Raw genomic sequence first — 20,819 nt, 5'->3', positions numbered from 1 at the left:
TTCCCCAATCCCGATTCCCGATTCCCGGCCGCCGAGGCGGCCACTCACCCGCCGAGGATCAACACTGGCGAGCGGAAGCCGCTGAGGTGGTGGGTGCCGGTGGCGATGTCGCTGCGGTAGCGGCCGGGGATCTCGATCTGGCAGCGTTTGCCGATGCGCACGCCGGGGCCGATGTCGACCTGTCGGCCGAGCGTGGCCTGGGCGCCGATCTGCGCGTCGGCACCGAGCGTCACGCCGGCCTCGATCCATGCCGAGGCGCCGACCTTGACCGCCGATTCCAGTACCGCCGCCGCGCCGATCCAGGCGTTGAAACCGATGTCGCAGTGCGCATCGACGATGGCGCCGGCGCCGATCGCGCAGTTCTCGCCGACGCGCGCGCTCGCGGCCACCTGCGCGCCGCGGCAGATCAACGGCGGCATCTTGAAGCCGCGCGCCTTTAGTTCGCCCATCAGTTCCTGGCGGCGGAAGTTGAGGAATTGCGCGCCCCAGGCGACGAAGGCGGTGGCGCCGGTGTCGGCCAGTGCGTGCAGGGCATCCAGGTCGAAGCGGTAGTCCTTGCCCTGGGCCACGTCCACCGGGTGCAGCACGCACTCCGGCGCCGCCTCGGCCCAGGCCGCCAGCGCCCAGCGCAGCAGCGCACCGCTGCCGACCACGTACTTGTCAGAGGACATGGCGGCCCTCCATGACGTCCATGTACCAGCGTTCGATCTGCATGTTGGCGTGCTCGTAGTCGCCCAGCACCGCGCGCGGGGCGCCGGCACGCAGTCCCGACTGCACCTGTTCCATGATCTCGATGTCCTCGCGCAGCACCTTCTCGGCGCCGTGCAGGTGCCCCAGCAACACCGCGTCGGAACCCGGGTAGCGATGCTTCTTGCGCGCGGTGACGTAGTAGACCAGCAGGTCGGTGCGCTGCGCCGATACCGGCTGGTGGTGCTCGATGATGAAGGAATAGCCGCCCGAGCCCGAGGCGATGTGCAGGTTCGGGTACAGCAGCCAGTTCAGATACCAGTCGTCGTTGCCGAAGCGTTCGACGTGCGCGTGCCAGGGATAGTGCGCCATCGCCACCAACGGCTCGTTGAGCCCGCCGCTGCTGAATTCGCGCAGGCGCGCCAGATGCGCCTCGCGCGAGACGCTGCCCTCGGCGTGGTAGCGGCGCGCCTCGGCGACGCCGGCATCGTCCATCTGCACCTGGAACTTCACCTGCTGCGCCAGCGTGCGCGCATGCACGAAGCGCGGGTGCAGCGCGTCGCGCAGGTTCTCGTAGGCCAGCTTCCAGTTGAAGTCGGCCTCGAAGGTCGCCACCAGCACTTCGTCGTCGAACTGTTCGGAAGCGGCGCGCAGCATCTCCAGCGCCTCCAGCGAGAACTGCGCCTCCAGCGGCATCGGCGCGGGCGACAGGTTCACGAACACCAGCTTGCCGATGCAGGCCACCGCGAAGCGGCGCAGCCGCAGGCAGGCGCGCGCCTCTGGGGCCAGGCGGTAGGCATCGTCCTGGAACGGAATGTTGTCCACGCCGCCGTCGGCGCCGTAGCGCCAGCCGTGGTAGCTGCAGACCAGCGGGCGCACGCCCTGCGGTTGCTGTTGCAGCGGGTTCTGCCGGTGCAGGCACAGGTTGTCGAAGGCGCGCAGTTCGCCGTCGATGTGCTGCACCACCACGTCCACCCCGCAGATCGAGCGGCGCACGAAGGCGTTGGGCTTGTCCAGCAGCATGCGCGGCGCCACGAACTGCCACAGCGGCTTCATCAGGAGCTCGCGCTCGCGCGCAAACCAGGCCTCGTCGATGTAGGCCTCGGCCGGCATCAGCGAGTGCATGAGCGCGCCTCGGCGGTGCGGCAGGGCGTGCCGTGGCGGTGTTCGGCGCTGTGTGCGTGCATGGCGACATCCCCAGTGACGTTGCGGAAGATAGCACCTCGCTGCGCGCCGACGATGGCGTGGCCGGTCCTGTGCCGGGGTGGGGCACTGGCCCGGTAGAATACGGCTCCCCTCTTCGCGCAGGCGCCGCCGCCATGGTCACTCTGGGAACCCCGCTGTCCGCTTCCGCCACCCGCGTGCTGCTGCTTGGCTCCGGCGAGCTGGGCAAGGAAGTGGCGATCGAACTGCAGCGCTTCGGCGTGGAGGTGATCGCGGTGGACCGTTATGCCGACGCACCGGCGATGCAGGTCGCGCACCGCAGCCACGTGGTCGACATGCTCGATGCGATGGCGCTGCGCGAGCTGATCGCGCGCGAGCAGCCGCACCTGATCGTGCCGGAGATCGAGGCGATCCACACCGAGACCCTGGTGGCGCTGGAGCGCGACCTCGGCCAGCGGGTGATCCCGACGGCGCGTGCAGCGCGGCTGACCATGGACCGCGAAGGCATCCGCCGCCTGGCCGCCGAGACCCTGGACCTGCCGACCTCGCCGTACCGCTTCGTGGACACGCCCGAGCAGTACCGCGAAGCGATCGCCGCGGTCGGCCTGCCGTGCGTGGTCAAGCCGGTGATGTCGTCCTCCGGCAAGGGCCAGAGCACGCTGCGCAGCGCCGCCGATATCGACGCGGCGTGGGAGTACGCGCAGACCGGCGGCCGCGCCGGCGCCGGCCGCTGCATCGTCGAGGGTTTCATCGACTTCGAGTACGAGATCACCCTGCTGACCGTGCGCCACGCCGGCGGCACCGCGTTCTGCGATCCGATCGGGCACTGGCAGAAGGACGGCGACTACCGCGAGAGCTGGCAGCCGCAGCCGATGTCGGCGCTGGCCCTGCAGCGCGCGCAGGACATCGCCCGCGCGGTCACCGACGATCTCGGCGGCTGGGGCCTGTTCGGCGTGGAGCTGTTCGTCAAGGGCGACGAGGTCTGGTTCAGCGAGGTGTCGCCGCGGCCGCACGACACCGGCTTGGTCACCCTGGTGTCGCAGGAACTGAGCGAGTTCGCCCTGCATGCGCGTGCGATCCTCGGCCTGCCGATTCCGGCGATCCGCCAGAACGGCCCGTCGGCCTCGTGCGCGCTGCTGGCCCACGGCGAAGGCGTGCCGCGCTTCGGCAATGTCGATGCCGCCCTGCAGGCCCCGGACACTGCCCTGCGTCTGTTCGGCAAGCCCAGCGTGCACGGCCACCGCCGCGTCGGCGTGACCCTGGCCCGCGGCGCCGACATCGAACAGGCACGCCAAACCGCCCGCGACGCCGCCGCGGCGCTCACCATCGACCTGGACGCATAAAACGACGAGCGCCCGGAAAGCGGGGGCCAAAGGGGACCCGCTTCCCCATTCCCCATTCCCGTTTCCCCATTCCCAGCTTCTAGGCCGGCGGCGCAAACCGCGCCGCGGCCAGGCGGATGCTCCACACCAGTTCGACCATCGCCAGGTTGTTGAGCAGGGCCTCGCCGCCCAGCACCAGCCAGTAGCCGGCGCCGTCGACCCAGAACGGCACGAACGACCAGTCCGGCAGCAGCAGTTGCGGCTCGCTGTAGAACGCCACGTAGCGGTGCGCGCCGTGCCAGCCGCGCGCGCTCTGGCGCTGAGCGAAGCCGGAGAAGTCGGCCGCGGCCACGCTCAGCGTGTCGGCCTGTTCCTGGTCCAGGCCGGCATGGCCCAGGCAGAAGCCGCTGTCGGAGGCCAGCACCGCGCGGCGTTCGGCCGACAGCGGGGCGATCACGTGCTGAGCGAAATCGTCCAGGCGGATTTCCGGGCCCGGTACCGCGCGCCGCAGCAACTGCACCCATTGCTGTTCGCGCGCCTCCTGCAGCAGCCGCTGTGCGTCGCCGCCCACGCGCTGGCGCCACTCCTGCAGCGACAGCGCGCCGTGCGCACCGAGCAGCAGTTGCAGCGCGCGCTGCAGGCGATCGGGCGTGGCGCTGGCGAAGCCGTGCAGCACGCCGTGCGGGGTCGGCATCAGCCAGGTCGGTTCGGAGTTGGTCGGGTCGGGGGCGGTCATCGCGGCGCACTCGCGCTGGAAAAGGACAGGGCGTCGACGTTGCGGCCACCCAGCGGCTCGCGCTGCTGCAGCCAGCGCGCGGTGCTGTCCCAGCGGTCGCCCAGGGCCAGTGCATGGCGGCGCAGTTCGCGCGTGGCGAGCATGAAGGCGAGCTTGTCCTGGCAACTGATGCAGTAGTCCAGGAACTCGCGCTCGCAGCGCGCCGCGGCGATCGGTGCGCCGTCGCACAGCGCGTCCACCACCTCGCGCACCATCCGCCGCGAATGGTCCGGGCTGGCCCGGCGCACCCGCGCCGGCACGTCGGCGGACGGCCGCGCCAGCACGCTCCAGCGCGTGGCCAGGGCGTTGATCGGCAGCAGCGCGTGGCCCTGGCTGTGGCGCTGGAAGGTCTCGGCCACGTGCGGCGCCAGATGCGCCGCGGCCATCTGCAGCGCCAGCTGGCGCAAGGCGACGTCGTGCCGCGGCAAGGCCACGAACAGGTCGGCCAGCACGCCCTGGGTCGGTTCGTTGTCGTGCAACTGCAGCGCGGCGTGCAGCCGCGCCAGGTGTGCGGCGGCGTCGCGCGGGTCGCGCAGCAGGGCACGGGCATGGGTGCGCATCACCAGGCGTGCGGGATCGCGAGCGGGAAGCGTGGGCATGGGCGCCTCAGTCCAGCAAGGTGTCGATCAGGTCGATCATGAATTCGGCGTCCTCCGTGGCCATCGCCTCGAAGCCGCGTTCCAGGCCCAGCGCGTCGAGCACCGCCTGGTCGTCGCGATGCGCGGCATCGCCGAGCGCCAGCAGGGCGTCGCGCAGCGCCGGTAGTTGCGGGCCCAGGCGCGGATGCGCCAGCAGCACGTGGCCGATGTCGCACAGCGCGCTTTCCACCAGCGGGCGCAATCGCGCGCGGGTCAGGCGCGACAGGCCGTGGTAGGCGGTGGCCAGGAACAGGCCGGCATCGGCTTCGCCTTCCAGCAGCAGCCGTGCCACCGCGGCGTAGCTGCTGGCCGGGCGCCAGGCGATGCGTTCCGGCTCCAGGTCGGCCGGTTCCAGCAGGCGCAGGCCGATCAGGCGTACGTCGTGGTTGGCGGTCAGGGCGATGCGGCAGCCGTAGGGCAAGTCTTCCACGCAGCGCGCCGGCGCCTCGGCCGCGGTCGCGATCACCACCTCGTCGGCGTGCCCGCGCGGCCTGACCAGCGGCAGGTAGCCGCGGTCGCGGATCAAGGCGCTGGCGTCGAACGGGCTGGCGTACACCAGGTCGACGACGCTGTCGTCCAGCAACTGCCGCTGTTCGGCGGCATCGGCCGGCATCAGCAGGCGCAGGCCGATGCCGGCGCGGCGCTGCAGCACCGTGCTGAGCAGGTACCAGCCGCCGAAGTACTCGGGCGCGAAGTCCGGCGCGACCAGGAACGTGCAGGTCATGCCGGCGTCTCCGCCTGTTCGTCCTGCAGCCATTGCGCGTACAGCGGCTGCAGCGCCTCAATGCGCCGCCGCGAGGGCTTGCGCCGCACCGAGGTGAAGCCGATCACGCGGCCGTGGCGCACGTTCGGCAAGGCGGTGGCGTAGACCCAGTAGCAGGCGCCGTCGCGGCGCAGGTTCTTGACGTAGCCGTGCCACTTCTCGCCGGCCAGCACGGTGTCCCAGAGTTCGCGGAATGCGCGCCGCGGCATCTCCGGGTGGCGCAGGATGCAGTGCGGCGCGCCGATCAGCAGTTCGCGCGGCCAGCCGCTGAGCTCGACGAAGGCGTCGTTGGCGTGGGTGATGATGCCCTCCAGGTCGGTGCGCGAGACGATCAGGCGCCCGTCCGGATAGGCCACCTCGCGTTCGCTCCAGTACACCGTGCGGCGGCTGCCGTCGTGGTAGCGCAGCTCGGCGCTGCGGTGCGGCTCGTGCGGCGCTTGCATCGGCGGCAGCGGCATGGCGGCGCCCCTACAGGATCTGTTGCAGCGCCTGCGCGGCGCGCTTGATGTCCAGGAACACCAGGCCGAGCTTTGCGCTGGGCTTGGCCAGCACGGTGAGCACCGCCTCGCGGCCGGCCGCACTCATGATCACGTAGCCGAGTTCGCCCTGGATCAGCACCCGCTCCAGCGCGCCGCGCGCCAGTTCGCGCGCGCTGCGCTCGCCCAGCGCGAGCAGCGCCGCGGACATCGCGCCGACGCGGTCCTCGTCCATGCCCTGCGGCATCGCCGAGGCGATCATCAGCCCGTCCAGGGAGATCAGCGCCGAGGCCTCGATATCTGCGGTGGCGCCATTGAGGCCTTCCAGCGCCTGTTGCAACTGTTGCGTTCGCATGCTCGCCATCCGCTTGCGCATCCCGACCGGGTGCGGGAGGCATTGGACCGCGTCGGCGCAGTCTTGCCCTTGATCTGGATCAAGGCCGATGGCGACGCCCGGCGCAGGCGCTGCGCAGGAGGAGCGATCCGATGGGCGGCACCGCTGCCGCGAACGCGTCGGGCCCTGCTCACACCGGCGATGCCTCGCGGCCGGCGGTCGACGCGGCCGCGCGGGTGCAGGTCGCTCGCCAGGCGCCTGGCGCGCCGGCCAGGCAAGCAAAAGGCGGCCGCCAGGCCGCCTGTGGGGTGCTGCTAGGCGGCGCCATGCTGCGCGCCGCCCCGGTCCTCCTGCGCTTACCGCCCCGCGGCGACGTCGACCCAGACCAGGTGGTGGTCGCTGCCGTCGGCGATGGCGGCGGAGGCGTCATTGGAGGCCGGCCAGAACACGCCGCTGTCCAGGTAGCGGAAGTTGCGCGACGGCAGCACGTAGTCCAGGCGCATGGTGCCGGCCTTGGGGCCGAAATCGCCGGTGACCTGCTGCGGTGGGCCGCGATGGTCGATGCCGGTGGCCGCGTAGGCGCGCGTGGTCTCCTCGCCGCCAGCGCTGTGCGGGGTGGGGTATTGCAGGACGCGCGGATGCGTCACCAGCGCGCGGATCGCGTCGTGGTGGCCGTCGCCGTCGATCACGTCGTTGTTGAGGTCGCCGAGCATCACGAACTGCGCATCGGCGGCCAGCCCGCCGCAGCGGCCGGCGTCGTCGCACAGCCAGCGTGCCTTGCCGCTGCCGGCATCGTCCAGGTACTCGCGCCACAGCCGCAGTTCGTCGTGGTTGCGTGCGGCGTTGCGCTTCTCCGCGCCGTCGAACACCGGCGGGGTCGGGTGCGACACCAGCGCATGCAGCACGCCCAGCGGGGTACGCACCGGCACGTCCCAGTGCGACTTGGACGACAGCCGCAACTGCGCCCACACCGCGTCGCTGTGGAAGAAGCGGCCGGTCGCGGGATCGACCGGGCGCAGCGCGTCGGGCATCGCGCTCCATTTCAGCAGGCGGAAGCTGCGCACCGCCGCGGTGTCGATCGGGTACTTCGACAGCAGCAGCATGCCGTACTGGCCGGGATGCAGGCCGTAGCCCCAGGCGTCGTTGCCGCGCGCGCGGCCTTCGCCGCCGACATGGCCGTCGTTGTCCAGGTCCAGGCCGCTGGGCACGCCGGTGTTGACCGGGGCCAGGTAGCGGTAGGGATAGCGCAGCGCAGCGCCGCCGTGCGGTTGCGGCACCGCGAGGTAGCGCTGCTCGAACAGGTCGGCGGCGCGGTGCGCCTCGTCGTAGTCGAACTCGTTGAGCAGCACGATGTCCGGGCGCACCTGCTGCAGCACCGCGGCGATCTTGCGCGCCTGCGCGCTGTCGCCCTGCAGGGCGGCGATCAGCGCGCCGGGGTCGTCGGCATTGAGCGAGGTGTTGTAGGTGGCCAGGCGCAGCGTCCTGGCGGCGGGCGCGGCGGCGTCGGTCATCGGGGAGGACGTGGGAGCGGTGTGCGCGCAGGCGCCGCACAGCAGGGTCAGGGCAAGCAGGAGGAGGCGTGATGTCATGGGCCGATTTTCGCATGCGCGGCATGTCGGCACGATGGCGCCGCGACGTGCGGCGGCATCGGCTGGGCAGCGCGGTATCGGTTGCCGTCGGCTAGCCGCCGAGCTGGCGCAGATAGTCGTCGAAGTCGCGCCAGTGGCGGCCGTCGTAGGCCTGCAGCGGCCGGAAGCGGCGCTTGTAGTCCATCTTCTGGTGGCCGCGGATCCAGTAGCCCAGATACAGGTGGCGCAGGCCCTCGCGTCGCGCCCAGGCGATCTGCTGCAGGATCGCCAGGGTGCCCAGGCCGCGCGCGCCGGCGTCCGGGTCGTAGAAGGTGTAGACCGCCGACAGCGCCTGCGCGGCGATATCGGTGACCGCTACCGCCAGCAGCGGCCCGCGCCGTCCGTCCGGCATGCGTTGCCGCAGCTCTAGGAAGCGCCCATGCGACCAGCGGCCGATCAGGAACTGGTCGAACTCGTGCGCGCCGTGATCGTCCATGCCGCCGCCGGGATGGCGGTGGCGCAGGTAGCGCTGGTACAGCGCCAGCTGTTCCTCGCTGCGCTCGGCGGCGACGATGCGGACCTCGACATCGGTATTGCGCGCCAGGCAGCGGCGCTGGCTGCGATCGGGCACGAACGCGTCGATCGGGATGCGCACCGCAACGCAGGCGCGGCAATGGTCGCAGTGCGGGCGATAGACCAGATCGCCGGAGCGGCGGAAGCCCCAGCTCAGCGCCAGCGGATACAGCGCGCCCAGGCGTGGATCGTGCGGGTCCAGCACCAGGTCGCGGGCCTGCCGCTCGGGCCAGTAGCCACACGCGTGCTGGCCGGTCTGGAACAGCCGCAGGTCGTCGCTGGCGTCGGAATGGATGGCCATGCGTCGAGCATAGCGCTTCGCCATCGCAGGGGCCGCGACTGTCCCGTCGATGAATGCGCCCGGCGGCGGGTCAACCGCGGCGGCGACGGGGCGTTGTCAGCAGGGAAGGCGCCGCGGTGCCGGCCCGCGATGCGGGCCGCTTGCGGCGCCGGACGCCTGCCGTCCTCGGCAGGTTCCTCATCATCCTCAGGGAGTGACCCATGAAGTCTCGCAACCCGCTGCTCGCCCTGGCCGTGCTGGCCGTGCTGGCCGGTACCGCCTACGCCGTTCCCCCGCCGCCGGCCGATCCCGCCGCGCCCGCCGATGCCGGCGGCATCGCCGCGCTCGACAAGAACGGCGACGGCGTCATCGACCGCAGCGAGGCCGCCGCCGATCCGCGCCTGGCCCAGCATTTCGACGCCATGGACAAGAACCACGACGGCAAGCTCAGCCGCGACGAGTGGCCGCGCCATGGCCGTCACGGCGGCCCGGGCGACCACGGCGTGCCCGGCGCGATGATGGCCAAGCTGGACACCAACAAGGACGGCCGCATCAGCCGCGCCGAAGCGCAGGCCGATCCCAAGCTCGCCGCGCGCTTCGACAAGATGGACGTGAACAAGGACGGCTACATCGACCGTGCCGACTTCGAACTGCGCGCCAAGCAACATCGCGATGCCTGGTTCACCGCGGCCGACACCAACAAGGACGGCATGCTCAGCCGCGCCGAGTTCGATGCGGCGCAGGCCAAGCGCTGGGCGCATCGCCCGGGCGGGCAGCGCGGCGGCGATGCGCCGGCACCGATGCCTGCGCCCGACAGCAACTGAGCCATCCGCCGCGGCGGTGGCCGCGGCGTCACTGCACCAAGGCGCCGATCGACAGCGCCCCTGCGCCCCGCGCGCAGGGGCGTTCTTGTTTTTCGATCTGCCGAAACCTGCAGTCGCGTGCAGTGCGGCGCAGGTGCAGCGCGGGACGCGCGTGGTCGCGCGGGGCGCGTCGGCAGCGTCGCGGCCGGTTGCGGTTGCGGTTGCGGTTGCGGTGGCGGTGGCGGTCTCCGCTACGGCGGACACCGCGCGCAGGATGCGATCGCCGTGCCGATCGGATTGCCGTCGCAGCGTTGGCGCCTCCGCCGTCGCGCAAGGACGATCATCGGCAGGGCGTCATCGCCAGAGGCGACGTCCACCGCATGCGTGGACCTGCGTTCGGCGCGGCTCAGTTGCCGCGGGGTGCCGGCTGCACGCGCACGCGCACTTCGTCGCTGCCGCTGTCCTGCGCCGGGGGCGTGGCCGGTTGCGTCGCGGGTGCCTGTGCTGGTGCGGTGGTCGGCGCGCGGTTGTCGCGATGGCGCAGCACGGTGATCAGCGCCACCGCACCGATCGCCAGCAGCAGGGCGATGCGGATGCGCCAGGCCCAGCGCTTGCCGCCGTCCGCTTCCACCTGCGAGCGGAACTCGTTCAAGTAGGGCGCACGGCCCTGTTCCGGATCGCGGCGGGTGCTGTCGAGCAGGCCGGCGTCGCGCAGCAGTTCGCGTGCGCGCGGCTGGTCGTCGGCGTGCACCACCCACACCGTGGGCTGGGCCTGCGCCGCGACCGGGTCGAGATAGCTGAACTGGCCGCTGCGCCGGGTCCGGTAGGAGCGGCCGTTGCTCAGGCGCACGTCGATGCCGGCATCGCGCAGCAGGGCGGCGACGCCTTCGGCGGTTTCCACGCGTTGGCTGCTGAAGATCTGGCGCATGTTCGTGTCCTCAGCGTTTTGCCGGCACCTGCGCCGCGGCATCGGCGTCGGGCACCACGCGGATCAGGCCTTCTTGCGCGGTGCTGGCCACCAGGGTCCCGTCGCGGGTGAAGAACTGCCCGCGCGCCAGGCCGCGCGCGCCTTGCGCACTGGGGCTGTCCAGCGAGTACAGCAGCCAGTCGTCGGCGCGGAACGGGCGGTGGAACCACAGCGCGTGGTCGAGCGAGGCCATCTGCACGTTAGGCGTGTAGTAACTGATGCCGTGCGGGAAGGTGGCGGTGCCGAGCAGGTGGAAGTCCGAGGCGTAGGCGAGCAGCGCCTGGTGCAGTTCCGGCGCATCGCCGACCGGCTCGCTCAGGCGCAGCCACATCTGCTGGAACGGCGGGCGCTTGGGCGGATTCAGTTCGTCGCGCGGATACACGTGGCGGAACTCGAACGGGCCGCCGCGCGAGAGCCAGCGCTGCACCTTGGTCGGCAGCGTCGCCAGCACGTCCGGGCGCGCCGCCTGGGTCGGCTCGATGTCTTCCGGCTGCGGCACTTCCGGCATCTTCAGCTGGTGCGTGGCGCCGTCCTCCTGTTCCTGGAACGAGGCCGCGCAGAAGAAGATCACCTTGCCGTGCTGGATCGCGGTGACCCGGCGCACCGAGAAGCTGCCGCCGTCGCGGGTGCGGTCCACGTCGTAGACGATGGGGTGCTCGATGTCGCCGGCGCGCAGGAAGTAGGCGTGCAGCGAATGCACGCGGCGCGCGTTCTCCACCGTGGCCTGTGCCGCCGACAGCGCCTGGCCCAGCACCTGGCCGCCGAACACGTACTTGGTGCCGATGTCGCGGCTCTGGCCGCGGAACAGGTTGTCCTCCAGCCGCTCCAGCGACAGCAGCTCGATCAGTTCGGAGACGACGGGGGCGGGCTTGGCGGACAAGAGGCGGGGCCTGGCGACGGACGTGCGCCGATTATAGCGGGCCGCCCGCGCGTGCCCGCGTGCCCGCGTGCCCGTGGCCGCGCCGTTGCTCGGGCGTGGACGCAGGTCCACGCCTCCTTCTTCCTTGCCACCGACCGCGCAATCGCTACGCGGCTCCCCTGGGGATGGAAGGGCTGCTGCCTAACCCTTGCCCAGCCGCGCCACCAGCGCGCGCAGTGCGGCCTGGGTGTCCGGCGCCTGCCAGTCGTCGATCAGCCGCTCCAGCCCGATGTGCTCGTCGGCCAGTGCCGCGCGCAGGTCGGCGCGGGCGATGGCACGAGTCTGCAGCATCGGCTGCCGCGGGCGCTTGAGCAGGTCCAGCAGCCAGGCCAGCGCGCGCGCCACCACCAGGTCGGCGTCGACCAGTTCGTCGACCAGGCCGATCTCCAGCGCGCGTTCGGCACTGACCAGGTCGCCGCCGACCAGCAGGCGCTCGGCGCGGTGCGCGCCGACCACCCGCCGCAGCAGGCGCTGGATGCCTTCCGGGGCGACCAGGCCGACCTGGGTCTCGTTCAGGCCGATGTGCAGCGGATGCGCCGCATCGGGGCTGCGCGCCATCACCCGGTAGTCGCAGCACAGCGCCAGCACGCAACCGCCGGCCGGGGCGTGGCCGGTCAGCGCCGCGACCACCGGGATCGGGCTGGCGGCCAGCGCGCGCGCCGAGCCGAAGAACTGCTGCCAGCTGCCCAGCAGCTTGGCGCGGTCGTCGCCGTGGCTCAGCAGGTGCGGTACGTCCATGCCGGCGGAGAACAGGCGTTCGTTGCCCGACAGCACGATGCCGTGCGCGCCATCGGCGTTGGCCTGCTCGATCGCCTGGATCAGATGCCGGCACAGGTCGGTGTCCAGCGCATTGACCGGCGGCCGCGCCAGGCGCAGTTCGCGGAGGGGGCCATGGTTGATCACGTCGATGAGCGTCGTCATGCTGCGGTCTGCTTTCGAAGAAGGAACCTCGGCGATGATAACTAAACCATTCGCTGGCGTATTGTTCGTGCTGTGTGCGGTTGCCGCCACGGCGTCGGCTGCGGAACCGGCGTGCGTCACTCTGGAGCAGGGCTGGGCGCGCTTGCCGCCGAATCCGGCGATGCCGATGACCGCCGGCTACGGCGTGCTCCACAACGGCTGTGGCAAGCCGGTCACGGTCACCGGGGCCAGCAGCCCCGCTTTCGGCGATGTGTCGTTGCATGAAACCACGCTGGTGGCCGGCGTCAGCCGGATGCGCGCGGTCGAGCGCGTGCCGCTGGCACCTGGCGCCCGCGTGGAACTCAAGCCCGGCGGCATGCACCTGATGCTGATGCAGGGCAAGGGTGCGCTGACCGAAGGCCAGGCCGTGCCGCTGCAGTTGCAACTGGAAGGCGGCGGCAAGGCCGATGCGACGCTGACGGTGCGCAAGCAGGCGATGTAGGGGAGCCTCCTCGGGAAAAGGCGCCTCCCCTCGTCGTAGGAGCGGTTCTCGTCCCCTTTTGTGGGATCAGCCGCGACGAGCGAAGCCCAGCGTCGGCTGAGACCACCCGTCGTCGGGACTGAAGTCCCTCCCACAAGGAGCGCACGCCGCTCCTGCGTGGGCAGGTCACTGCAAAGGGGGAGGATGCGCCGGCTCGGGTCCGGCGCAAGCGCAGGCGTCAGCTCGTCGCCTTGCGTACGGCGTCCGGCAGCGGCGCGCTCTTGCCGGTCTGGGTGTCCATCCACACCACCACCACGTGGCCGTCGGAGTACAGCCGGCTTTCGTCCTGCTGGTCGACGATGCGGTGGCCGATGGTCACGCTGCTGGTGCCCAGGCGCTCGACGAACAGTTCGACCAGGATGTCGTTGGGCCACACGATCGGCGCGCGGTAGTTGACGTTGGTCGCCGCCACCACCGGGGCGATGCGATCGCTCATCGAGACGCCTTCCACGCCCAGCATCCAGCGCACGCGCGCCTCTTCCAGGTAGGAGATGTACTTGGCGTTGTTGACGTGGCCCATGCTGTCCATGTCGCGCCAGCGCACGCTGATCGGGATGCGCGCCAGGATCTTGTGTTCGCTGCTCATCAAACGTCCTTCTTCTTCTTGGTGCCGGTGCTGGTGGTGCTCTTGCTGGCCTTGCCGCTCTTGGCGGCCACCGCCTGCTTCTTCGCCGGCTTTTCCGGCTTGACCTTGCGCGGCGGGCGCGCATCGGGCTTGTTGGCCATCGCCGCCGGCTGCTCCGGGCGCGCGCTGGTGGACGGCAGCATCCGCGCCAGGAACTGGCCGGTGTACGACTGCGGGCAGGCCGCCACGTCTTCCGGCGTGCCGGTGACCAGGATGGTGCCGCCGCGGTGGCCGCCTTCCGGCCCCAGGTCGACGATCCAGTCCGCAGTCTTGATCACGTCCAGGTTGTGTTCGATCACCACCACGGTGTTGCCCTCGTCGCGCAGCTTGTGCAGCACGCCCAGCAGCGCCTCGATGTCGTGGAAGTGCAGGCCGGTGGTCGGCTCGTCGAGGATGTACAGGGTGCGGCCGGTATCGCGCCGCGACAGTTCCTTGGACAGCTTCACGCGCTGCGCCTCGCCGCCGGACAGGGTGGTCGCGCTCTGCCCGAGCTTGATGTAGCTCAGGCCCACGTCGACCAGGGTCTCCAGCTTGCGCGCGATCGACGGCACCGGCTCGAACAGCTTCAGCGCATCCTCGACGGTCATTTCCAGCACGTCGTTGATGTTGAAGCCCTTGTACAGGATCTCCAGCGTCTCGCGGTTGTAGCGCTTGCCGTGGCAGACGTCGCAGGGCACGTACACGTCCGGCAGGAAGTGCATCTCCACCTTGATCAGGCCGTCGCCCTGGCAGGCCTCGCAGCGGCCGCCGCGCACGTTGAAGCTGAAGCGGCCCGGCGAGTAGCCGCGCGAGCGCGCTTCCGGCACCTGCGCGAACAGTTCGCGCAGCGGCGTGAACAGGCCGGTATAGGTGGCCGGATTGGAACGCGGGGTGCGCCCGATCGGCGACTGGTCGATGTCCACGACCTTGTCGAACAGGTCCAGGTGCTCGATCTCGCGGTACGGCGCCACGCTGTGCGAGGCGCCGTTGATCTCGTTGGCCGCCAGGGTGAACAGGGTGTCGTTGATCAGCGTCGACTTGCCCGAGCCGGACACGCCGGTGATGCAGGTCAGCAGGCCGGCCGGGATGTCCAGGTCGACGTTCTTGAGGTTGTTGCCGGTGGCCCCGCGCAGGTGCAGGGTCATCTTCGGATTGGCCTTGTGGCGCTTGGCCGGGATCTCGATGCGGCGCTTGCCGGACAGGTATTGCCCGGTCAGCGATCGCGGCGCCTTCAACAGGTCCTGCACGCTGCCGTGGCCGACCACCTCGCCGCCGTGCACGCCGGCGCCGGGGCCGATGTCCAGCACGTAATCGGCCAGGCGGATCGCGTCCTCGTCGTGCTCGACCACGATCACCGTGTTGCCGAGGTCGCGCAGGCGGGTGAGGGTGCCGAGCAGGCGTTCGTTGTCGCGCTGGTGCAGGCCGATCGACGGCTCGTCGAGCACGTACATCACCCCGACCAGGCCGGCGCCGATCTGGCTGGCCAGGCGGATGCGCTGCGCCTCGCCGCCGGACAGGGTGTCGGCCTTGCGCTCGAGGGTCAGGTAATCCAGGCCGACATCGACCAGGAAGCCCAGCCGTTCGGCGATCTCCTTGACGATCTTGCTGGCGATCTCGCCGCGCCAGCCGGGCAGGTCGAGCTGGCGGAAGAAGCTCAGTGCATCGTCGATCGGCAGCACCACCAGGTCCGGCAGCGGGCGGTCGGCGACGAACACGTTGCGCGCGGCCTTGTTCAGGCGCGCGCCCTTGCAGTCCGGGCACGGCCGTTCGCTGATGTACTTGGCCAGTTCCTCGCGCACCGCCGGCGATTCGGTCTCGCGGTAGCGGCGCTCCAGGTTGGGGATGATGCCTTCGAAGCGATGCTTGCGCTGGGTGCGGCCGCCGGCATCGGTGAAGTAGGTGAAGGTGATGGTCTCGTCGCCGCTGCCGTACAGCACCGCCTGGCGCACGCTCGCCGGCAGCGACTGCCAGGGCGCGTCGACGTCGAACTTGTAGTGCTTGGCCAGCGAGGCGATCAACTGGAAGTAGTACGCGTTGCGCCGGTCCCAGCCGCGCACCGCGCCGGCCGACAGCGACAGCTCCGGATGCACCACCACCCGCTCGGGATCGAAGAACTCGGCCACGCCCAGGCCGTCGCAGCTCGGGCAGGCGCCCATCGGCGCGTTGAACGAGAACAGGCGCGGTTCCAGCTCCGGCAGCGAGTAGTCGCAGACCGGGCAGCTGTACTTGGAGGAGAACAGGTGCGGCGCGGCCGCGGTGTCGTCCAGCGACTGCACCGACACCATGCCGTCGGCCAGCTTCAACGCGGTCTCGAAGCTTTCGGCCAGGCGCTGCTTGATGTCCTCGCGCGGGCGGAAGCGGTCGATCACCGCCTCGATGGTGTGCTTCTGGCGCAGCGCCAGCGCCGGCACCGCGTCGATCTCGTACAGCTCGCCGTCCACGCGCACGCGCACGAAGCCCTGCGCGCGCAGTTGCTCGAACACCTGCGCATGCTCGCCCTTGCGCTCGCGGATCACCGGCGCCAGCAGCATGTAGCGCTGCTCCGGGTCCAGGGTCAGCACCTGGTCGACCATCTGGCTGACCGTCTGCGCCTCCAGCGGATAGCCGTGGTCGGGGCAGCGCGGCTGGCCGACGCGCGCGTACAGCAGGCGCAGGTAGTCGTAGATCTCGGTGATGGTGCCGACGGTGGAGCGCGGGTTGTGCGAGGTCGACTTCTGCTCGATCGCGATCGCCGGCGACAGGCCTTCGATGTGATCGATGTCGGGCTTCTCCATCACGCTGAGGAACTGCCGCGCGTACGCCGACAGCGACTCCACGTAGCGGCGCTGGCCCTCGGCGTAGATGGTGTCGAACGCCAGCGAGGACTTGCCGGACCCGGACAGGCCGGTGATCACGATCAGCTTGTCGCGCGGCAGGTCGAGGTCGAGGTTCTTGAGGTTGTGCGTCCGCGCGCCGCGGATGCGGATGTAATCCATCGCCATGAAGAGATTCCGGAATGTGCCGGCCGTGGCGGTGCCGCTGGCCAGTGTGGGGGCGGAAAGGGGACGGCAATCGATCAGCGTACCCAGCTTGTCAGGTGGGGGCAATTGCCGCAGATCCCAGCGCCGCCGGGCGCCGGCGGCTGGCTGGTTCAGGCAGCCGCGCCGGCCCGCGGGGCTTGACAGTCCGGGCCTGGGTGGGCTTGACCCTGCCGCGCGCGGCGGCTTACAATCCCGCTCCTGTCTGCCCGAAACGGCACGGCAGGAACGACCACAATAACTACAGAGGAAGTCTGGTCATGTACGCAGTACTGGTCACCGGCGGTAAGCAATACCGCGTCGCGCAGGGCGAAACGCTCCGCGTGGAAAAGCTCGAAGTCGAAGACGGCAACGAGATCACGTTCGACAACATCCTGATGCTGGGCGACAGCGACGGCATCAAGATCGGCGACGCGCTGAAGGGCGCCGCCGTCACCGCCAAGGTCGTGGCCCACGGCCGCGCCGACAAGGTGCGCATCATCAAGTTCCGCCGCCGCAAGCACCACATGAAGCGTCAGGGTCATCGGCAGCACTACACCGAAATCGAGATCACCGGGATCGCTGGTTCCGGCGACAACAAGTAAGGAGCAGCAGTCATGGCACACAAAAAAGGCGTAGGTTCCTCGCGCAACGGCCGCGACTCCAACCCGAAGTACCTGGGCGTGAAGATGTTCGGCGGCCAGGCCATCGAAGCCGGCAACATCATCGTGCGTCAGCGCGGCACCCAGTTCCACCCGGGCGCCGGCGTCGGCCTGGGCCGCGACCACACCCTGTTCGCGCTGGTCGACGGCAAGGTCGAGTTCTCGGTGAAGGGCGCCAAGAAGCGCCGCACCGTGAGCGTGGTCACCGAGGCGTAAGTCGCCGGTGTCCAGGGCCTGCGCCGTGGCGCAGGCTTGCTGACGAAAGCCCCGCTTCGGCGGGGTTTTTGTTTTGCGGCTGGGAATGGGGAGTGGGGAATCGGGAATGGGCAAAGGCGCCTCCCGTGAACTCGCCCTGTCCTGGTTGCGTCAGGCAATGCAGTGATGGATTTTGCCGATTTGTGGCTGCGACATAGAATCGTCGCCGCGGCGATGGCTCGCTTTTCCCATTCCCGATTCACCATTCCCAATTCCCGGTTGTTATCCATGAAACTCGTAGACGAAGCGGAAATCCAGGTCACGGCCGGCAATGGCGGCAATGGCTGCATCGGCTTTCGCCGCGAGAAGTTCATCCCGCTGGGTGGGCCTGATGGTGGCGACGGCGGCAATGGCGGCAGTGTGTGGCTGGTCGCCGACGAGAATCTCAATACCCTGGTCGACTTCCGCCACCAGCGCGCGTTCCGTGCGCAGCGCGGCGAGAACGGCATGGGCCGGCAGATGTACGGCAAGGCCGGCGAGGACCTGACCATCACCGTGCCGGTCGGCACCGTGGTGATCAATGTCGAGACCGACGAGGTCATCGGCGACCTGGTCGCGCACGGCGACCGCCTGCTGGTCGCGCAGGGCGGCAAGGGCGGCCTGGGCAACATGCATTTCAAGAGTTCGGTGACCCGCGCGCCGCGCAAGGCGACGCCGGGCGAGGAGGGCGAGGAGCGCACGCTCAAGCTGGAGCTGAAGCTGCTGGCCGACGTCGGCCTGCTGGGCTTCCCCAATGCCGGCAAGAGCACCTTCATCCGCGCCGTGTCCGCGGCCACGCCGAAGGTCGCCGACTACCCGTTCACCACGCTGTACCCGAACCTGGGCGTGGTCAGTGTCGAGGCCTACCGCAGCTTCGTGATCGCCGACATTCCCGGGCTGATCGAGGGGGCCGCCGACGGCGCCGGCCTCGGTGCGCAGTTCCTGCGCCACCTGCAGCGCACCCGCCTGCTGCTGCACCTGGTGGATCTGGCGCCGATGGAAGGCGGCGTGGACGGCGTGTCGCCGACCGAGCAGGTGCGGGCGATCGAGCGCGAGCTGCAGAAGCACGATCCGGAGCTGCTGGCCAAGCCGCGCTGGCTGGTGCTGAACAAGGCCGACCTGATGTTCGAGGACGAGGCGCGGGCGCTGGCCGAGCAGGTCGTCGCGGAGTTGGGCTGGACCCAACCCTGGTACCTGGTGTCGGCGCTGGGCCGCGAAGGCACCTGGCCGATCATGAAGGACGTGATGGCGTTCTTCGACCGCCAGCGCGAGGAGGCGCTGGAGGCGGCCGCCAATGCCTCCTGAGCGTCGCGCCGTCCCGCGGCGCGCGGGGCAGGGTGACGCGCACACGAAAAACCCGGCCGAGGCCGGGCTTTTTCGTGGTGCTGCCGGAAGCGTGCGCGCTCCCGGCGTCGACTGCGGCCGATCAGGCGGCGGTCTTGATCGCCTTGATGCGGGCGCTCAGGCGGCTCTTGTGACGGGCAGCCTTGTTCTTGTGGATCAGGCCGCGCGAGCTGAAACGGTCGAGGATCGGCTGGGCGATGGCGAAGGCGGCTTCGGCGCCGGCTGCGTCGTTGGCGTCCAGGGCCTTGATGACCTTCTTGACGGCGGTGCGCAGCATCGAACGCTGAGCCGTGTTGCGCGCGTTGCGCACGACGGTCTGCTTGGCGCGCTTCTTGGCGGACTTGATATTGGCCACGGTGGTGGTTTCCTGGAAAGCTGTGTGGTGGATAAAAACAAGCGGGAGAGTATGAAGCGTCCGAATATTCGCGTCAAGTCAATTGTCAAGAGGGCTGCCGCATGAGCCAGCCGCGCATGCTCCGCGGGCTGCTCTCCTTCAGCAGCATGACCATGGTCTCGCGCGTGCTGGGACTGGTGCGCGACCAGGCCATCACCATTTCCTTCGGCGCCAACGCCACCACCGACGCGTTCTGGGTGGCGTTCCGCATTCCCAACTTCCTGCGCCGGCTGTTCGCCGAGGGCTCGTTCGCCACCGCCTTCGTGCCGGTGTTCACCGAGGTGAAGGAAACCCGCCCGCACGCCGACCTGCGCGCACTGATGTCGCGGGTGTCCGGCACCCTGGGCGGGGTGCTGCTGCTGGTCACCGCGCTGGGGCTGATCTTCACCCCGCAGGTGGCGATGCTGTTCAATCCTGGCGCTACCGACGACCCGGCCAAGTTCGGGTTGATCGTCGATCTGCTGCGGTTGACCTTCCCGTTCCTGCTGTTCGTGTCGCTGACCGCGCTGGCCGGCGGTGCGCTCAACAGCTTCCACCGCTTCGGCCTGCCGGCGCTGACCCCGGTGATCCTCAACCTGTGCATGATCGCCGGCGCACTGTGGCTGGCGCCGCGGCTGCAGGTGCCGATCCTGGCGATGGGCTGGGCGGTGCTGGTGGCCGGCGTGCTGCAGTTGCTGTTCCAGTTGCCGGCCTTGCGCGGCATCGACCTGCTGACCCTGCCGCGCTGGGGCTGGCGGCATCCGGACGTGCGCCGGGTGCTGACCCTGATGGTGCCGACGCTGTTCGGTTCCTCGATCGCGCAGATCAACCTGCTGCTGGACACGGTGATCGCCTCGTTCCTGTACGCCGGCTCGCAGAGCTGGCTGTCGCAGGCCGACCGCTTCCTGGAGCTGCCGCTGGGCGTGTTCGGTGTGGCCCTGGGCACGGTGATCCTGCCGGCGCTGTCGCGGCACCACGTCAAGACCGATCGCGCGGGATTTTCCAGCGCGCTGGACTGGGGGCTGCGCACGACCTTGCTGATCGCGGTGCCGGCGATGCTGGGGCTGATGCTGCTGAGCCAGCCGCTGGTGGCGACCCTGTTCCAGTACGGCAAGTTCACCGCCTTCGACACGCGCATGGCGGCGATGTCGGTGTTCGGGCTGAGCTTCGGCCTGCCGGCGTTCGCCCTGCTCAAGGTGCTGCTGCCGGCGTTCTACTCGCGCCAGGACACGCGCACGCCGGTGCGCGCCGGCGTCGCCGCGCTGGTCGCCAACATGGCGCTGAACCTGTTGTTCCTGGCGATCCTGTACCAGCTGTGGGTGCCGGCGGAGCTGCGCGCGCAGGGCGTGCGCGCGGCGCTGGAGGCGGTGCCGGGCCTGCACCTGGCACTGGGCCTGGCCAGTGCGGTGGCCAGCTACCTCAACCTGTCGCTGCTGTGGCGCTGGCTGCGCCGCGACCAGGTCTACCAGCCCAAGCCGGGCTGGAGCGGCTACCTGCTGCGGCTGGGCGTGGCCTGTGCGGCGATGGCCGCGGTCCTGGCGCTGGGCCTGCACTGGCTGCCGGCGTTCACCACCATGGACAAGTGGCACCGGATCGGCAGCCTGTTGCTGCTGGTCGGCGGCGGCGGCGCGGTGTATCTGCTCGCCTTGCTGGCGCTGGGGTTCCGGCCGCGGGATCTGCGCGAGCATTGAAGCCGGGGTCCGGGGTCCGGGGTCCGGGGTCCGGGGTCCGGGGTCCGGGACCCGGGAGTTTCCGCGAGTGCCAAGCGCTTGCGATTGCACTGTGTGAGGGGCTTCAGCCCCGACGGGCGTTCCGGGGAAGCCCGTCGGGACTGAAGTCCCTCCCGCAGAAAGCGACTACTCTGTTTTTGATGATCGCTTTGCAGTGGGTTGGCTC

General features: G+C 70.1%; 22 protein-coding genes. 7 read left to right on the top strand and 15 right to left on the bottom strand.

Annotation, left to right across the window (positions count from 1 at the left end; translation table 11 throughout):
* Positions 1-44: 44 nt before the first annotated feature.
* Together CEK69_RS20135 and CEK69_RS20130 are read right to left on the bottom strand one after the other, a co-directional pair.
* Positions 45-671: a DapH/DapD/GlmU-related protein gene (locus CEK69_RS20135; protein WP_152247586.1), complete on the bottom strand. Its 627-nt coding sequence runs from the start codon at positions 669-671 to the stop codon at positions 45-47.
* The gene (locus CEK69_RS20130) at positions 661-1,812 is read right to left on the bottom strand and encodes a Rieske 2Fe-2S domain-containing protein (RefSeq protein WP_017909890.1); all 1,152 of its coding nucleotides are present in this window, start codon (positions 1,810-1,812) and stop codon (positions 661-663) included. The genes CEK69_RS20135 and CEK69_RS20130 overlap by 11 nt, the downstream gene beginning before the upstream one ends.
* A 194-nt stretch (positions 1,813-2,006) precedes the next feature.
* Here CEK69_RS20130 and purT point away from each other — a divergent pair, with 194 nt between their 5' ends.
* Positions 2,007-3,194, top strand: a complete 1,188-nt coding sequence (gene purT / locus CEK69_RS20125) for a formate-dependent phosphoribosylglycinamide formyltransferase (RefSeq protein ID WP_152247584.1) — start codon at positions 2,007-2,009, stop codon at positions 3,192-3,194.
* A gap of 79 nt (positions 3,195-3,273) precedes the next feature.
* On the opposite strand, the gene CEK69_RS20120 is transcribed toward purT, so the two are convergent.
* The 7 genes from CEK69_RS20120 to CEK69_RS20090 form a co-directional block, all read right to left on the bottom strand.
* Positions 3,274-3,909 (bottom strand): hypothetical protein, encoded by a 636-nt coding sequence (locus tag CEK69_RS20120; RefSeq protein ID WP_017912407.1) that lies wholly within the window; start codon positions 3,907-3,909, stop codon positions 3,274-3,276.
* Positions 3,906-4,547, bottom strand: a complete 642-nt coding sequence (locus CEK69_RS20115; protein ID WP_223875685.1) for a hypothetical protein — start codon at positions 4,545-4,547, stop codon at positions 3,906-3,908. Before CEK69_RS20115 ends, CEK69_RS20120 begins: the two co-directional genes overlap by 4 nt.
* Before the next feature lie 7 nt (positions 4,548-4,554).
* Positions 4,555-5,310 (bottom strand): PhnD/SsuA/transferrin family substrate-binding protein, encoded by a 756-nt coding sequence (locus CEK69_RS20110; protein WP_152247582.1) that lies wholly within the window; start codon positions 5,308-5,310, stop codon positions 4,555-4,557.
* Positions 5,307-5,807: a PAS domain-containing protein gene (locus tag CEK69_RS20105; RefSeq protein WP_152247580.1), complete on the bottom strand. Its 501-nt coding sequence runs from the start codon at positions 5,805-5,807 to the stop codon at positions 5,307-5,309. Before CEK69_RS20105 ends, CEK69_RS20110 begins: the two co-directional genes overlap by 4 nt.
* 10 nt (positions 5,808-5,817) lie before the next feature.
* The gene (locus CEK69_RS20100) at positions 5,818-6,201 is read right to left on the bottom strand and encodes a roadblock/LC7 domain-containing protein (protein WP_017909884.1); all 384 of its coding nucleotides are present in this window, start codon (positions 6,199-6,201) and stop codon (positions 5,818-5,820) included.
* Between the two features lie 314 nt (positions 6,202-6,515).
* Positions 6,516-7,748 (bottom strand): endonuclease/exonuclease/phosphatase family protein, encoded by a 1,233-nt coding sequence (locus CEK69_RS20095; RefSeq protein ID WP_152247578.1) that lies wholly within the window; start codon positions 7,746-7,748, stop codon positions 6,516-6,518.
* A 91-nt stretch (positions 7,749-7,839) separates the two neighbouring features.
* Positions 7,840-8,601, bottom strand: coding sequence for an arginyltransferase (locus CEK69_RS20090; protein WP_152240191.1), 762 nt, complete (start codon positions 8,599-8,601; stop codon positions 7,840-7,842).
* A 200-nt stretch (positions 8,602-8,801) separates the two neighbouring features.
* On the opposite strand from CEK69_RS20090, the gene CEK69_RS20085 reads away from it, so the two are divergent.
* A complete protein-coding gene (locus CEK69_RS20085; protein WP_152247576.1) occupies positions 8,802-9,404 on the top strand; it encodes an EF-hand domain-containing protein in 603 nt (200 codons plus the stop codon).
* 385 nt (positions 9,405-9,789) lie between these two features.
* On the opposite strand, the gene CEK69_RS20080 is transcribed toward CEK69_RS20085, so the two are convergent.
* From CEK69_RS20080 to CEK69_RS20070, 3 genes are all read right to left on the bottom strand, one after another.
* Positions 9,790-10,311: a DUF2007 domain-containing protein gene (locus CEK69_RS20080; RefSeq protein ID WP_017908863.1), complete on the bottom strand. Its 522-nt coding sequence runs from the start codon at positions 10,309-10,311 to the stop codon at positions 9,790-9,792.
* Between the two features lie 10 nt (positions 10,312-10,321).
* Entirely contained in the window at positions 10,322-11,230 is a 909-nt protein-coding gene (tesB, locus tag CEK69_RS20075; RefSeq protein WP_152247574.1) for an acyl-CoA thioesterase II, read from the bottom strand.
* Positions 11,231-11,410: 180 nt separating this feature from the next.
* On the bottom strand, positions 11,411-12,190 hold the full coding sequence (locus CEK69_RS20070) for an enoyl-CoA hydratase/isomerase family protein (protein ID WP_152247572.1): 780 nt from the start codon (positions 12,188-12,190) through the stop codon (positions 11,411-11,413).
* A gap of 34 nt (positions 12,191-12,224) precedes the next feature.
* Here CEK69_RS20070 and CEK69_RS20065 point away from each other — a divergent pair, with 34 nt between their 5' ends.
* The gene (locus tag CEK69_RS20065) at positions 12,225-12,671 is read left to right on the top strand and encodes a copper chaperone PCu(A)C (RefSeq protein ID WP_152247570.1); all 447 of its coding nucleotides are present in this window, start codon (positions 12,225-12,227) and stop codon (positions 12,669-12,671) included.
* Between the two features lie 217 nt (positions 12,672-12,888).
* Here the strand turns inward: CEK69_RS20065 and CEK69_RS20060 are convergent, their stop codons facing one another.
* Positions 12,889-13,296, bottom strand: coding sequence for a thioesterase family protein (locus tag CEK69_RS20060; RefSeq protein ID WP_017912417.1), 408 nt, complete (start codon positions 13,294-13,296; stop codon positions 12,889-12,891).
* Positions 13,296-16,295 carry an excinuclease ABC subunit UvrA gene (gene uvrA, locus CEK69_RS20055; RefSeq protein WP_152247568.1) on the bottom strand — a complete coding sequence of 1,000 codons (3,000 nt, stop codon included), beginning with the start codon at positions 16,293-16,295 and terminating at the stop codon, positions 13,296-13,298. Before uvrA ends, CEK69_RS20060 begins: the two co-directional genes overlap by 1 nt.
* A gap of 296 nt (positions 16,296-16,591) precedes the next feature.
* Between uvrA and rplU the strand changes: the two genes are divergently transcribed.
* The 3 genes from rplU to cgtA all read left to right on the top strand — a co-directional run bounded on the left by rplU (position 16,592) and on the right by cgtA (position 18,511).
* Entirely contained in the window at positions 16,592-16,915 is a 324-nt protein-coding gene (gene rplU / locus CEK69_RS20050; RefSeq protein WP_152247566.1) for a 50S ribosomal protein L21, read from the top strand.
* Between the two features lie 12 nt (positions 16,916-16,927).
* Entirely contained in the window at positions 16,928-17,188 is a 261-nt protein-coding gene (gene rpmA / locus CEK69_RS20045) for a 50S ribosomal protein L27 (RefSeq protein WP_010341169.1), read from the top strand.
* A 267-nt stretch (positions 17,189-17,455) separates the two neighbouring features.
* Entirely contained in the window at positions 17,456-18,511 is a 1,056-nt protein-coding gene (cgtA, locus tag CEK69_RS20040; protein ID WP_152180459.1) for an Obg family GTPase CgtA, read from the top strand.
* Positions 18,512-18,632: 121 nt separating this feature from the next.
* Here the strand turns inward: cgtA and rpsT are convergent, their stop codons facing one another.
* On the bottom strand, positions 18,633-18,905 hold the full coding sequence (gene rpsT / locus CEK69_RS20035) for a 30S ribosomal protein S20 (RefSeq protein WP_010341167.1): 273 nt from the start codon (positions 18,903-18,905) through the stop codon (positions 18,633-18,635).
* Between the two features lie 116 nt (positions 18,906-19,021).
* Here rpsT and murJ point away from each other — a divergent pair, with 116 nt between their 5' ends.
* Positions 19,022-20,614: a murein biosynthesis integral membrane protein MurJ gene (gene murJ / locus CEK69_RS20030; protein ID WP_026144088.1), complete on the top strand. Its 1,593-nt coding sequence runs from the start codon at positions 19,022-19,024 to the stop codon at positions 20,612-20,614.
* The last annotated feature ends 205 nt before the right edge of the window (positions 20,615-20,819 follow it).

This window comes from Xanthomonas sp. LMG 12462 (assembly GCF_009192885.1).
GTDB lineage: Bacteria > Pseudomonadota > Gammaproteobacteria > Xanthomonadales > Xanthomonadaceae > Xanthomonas_A > Xanthomonas_A sontii.
The sequence above is the reverse complement of the archived record's forward strand: the minus strand, read 5'-3'. Positions and strand labels throughout refer to the sequence as shown.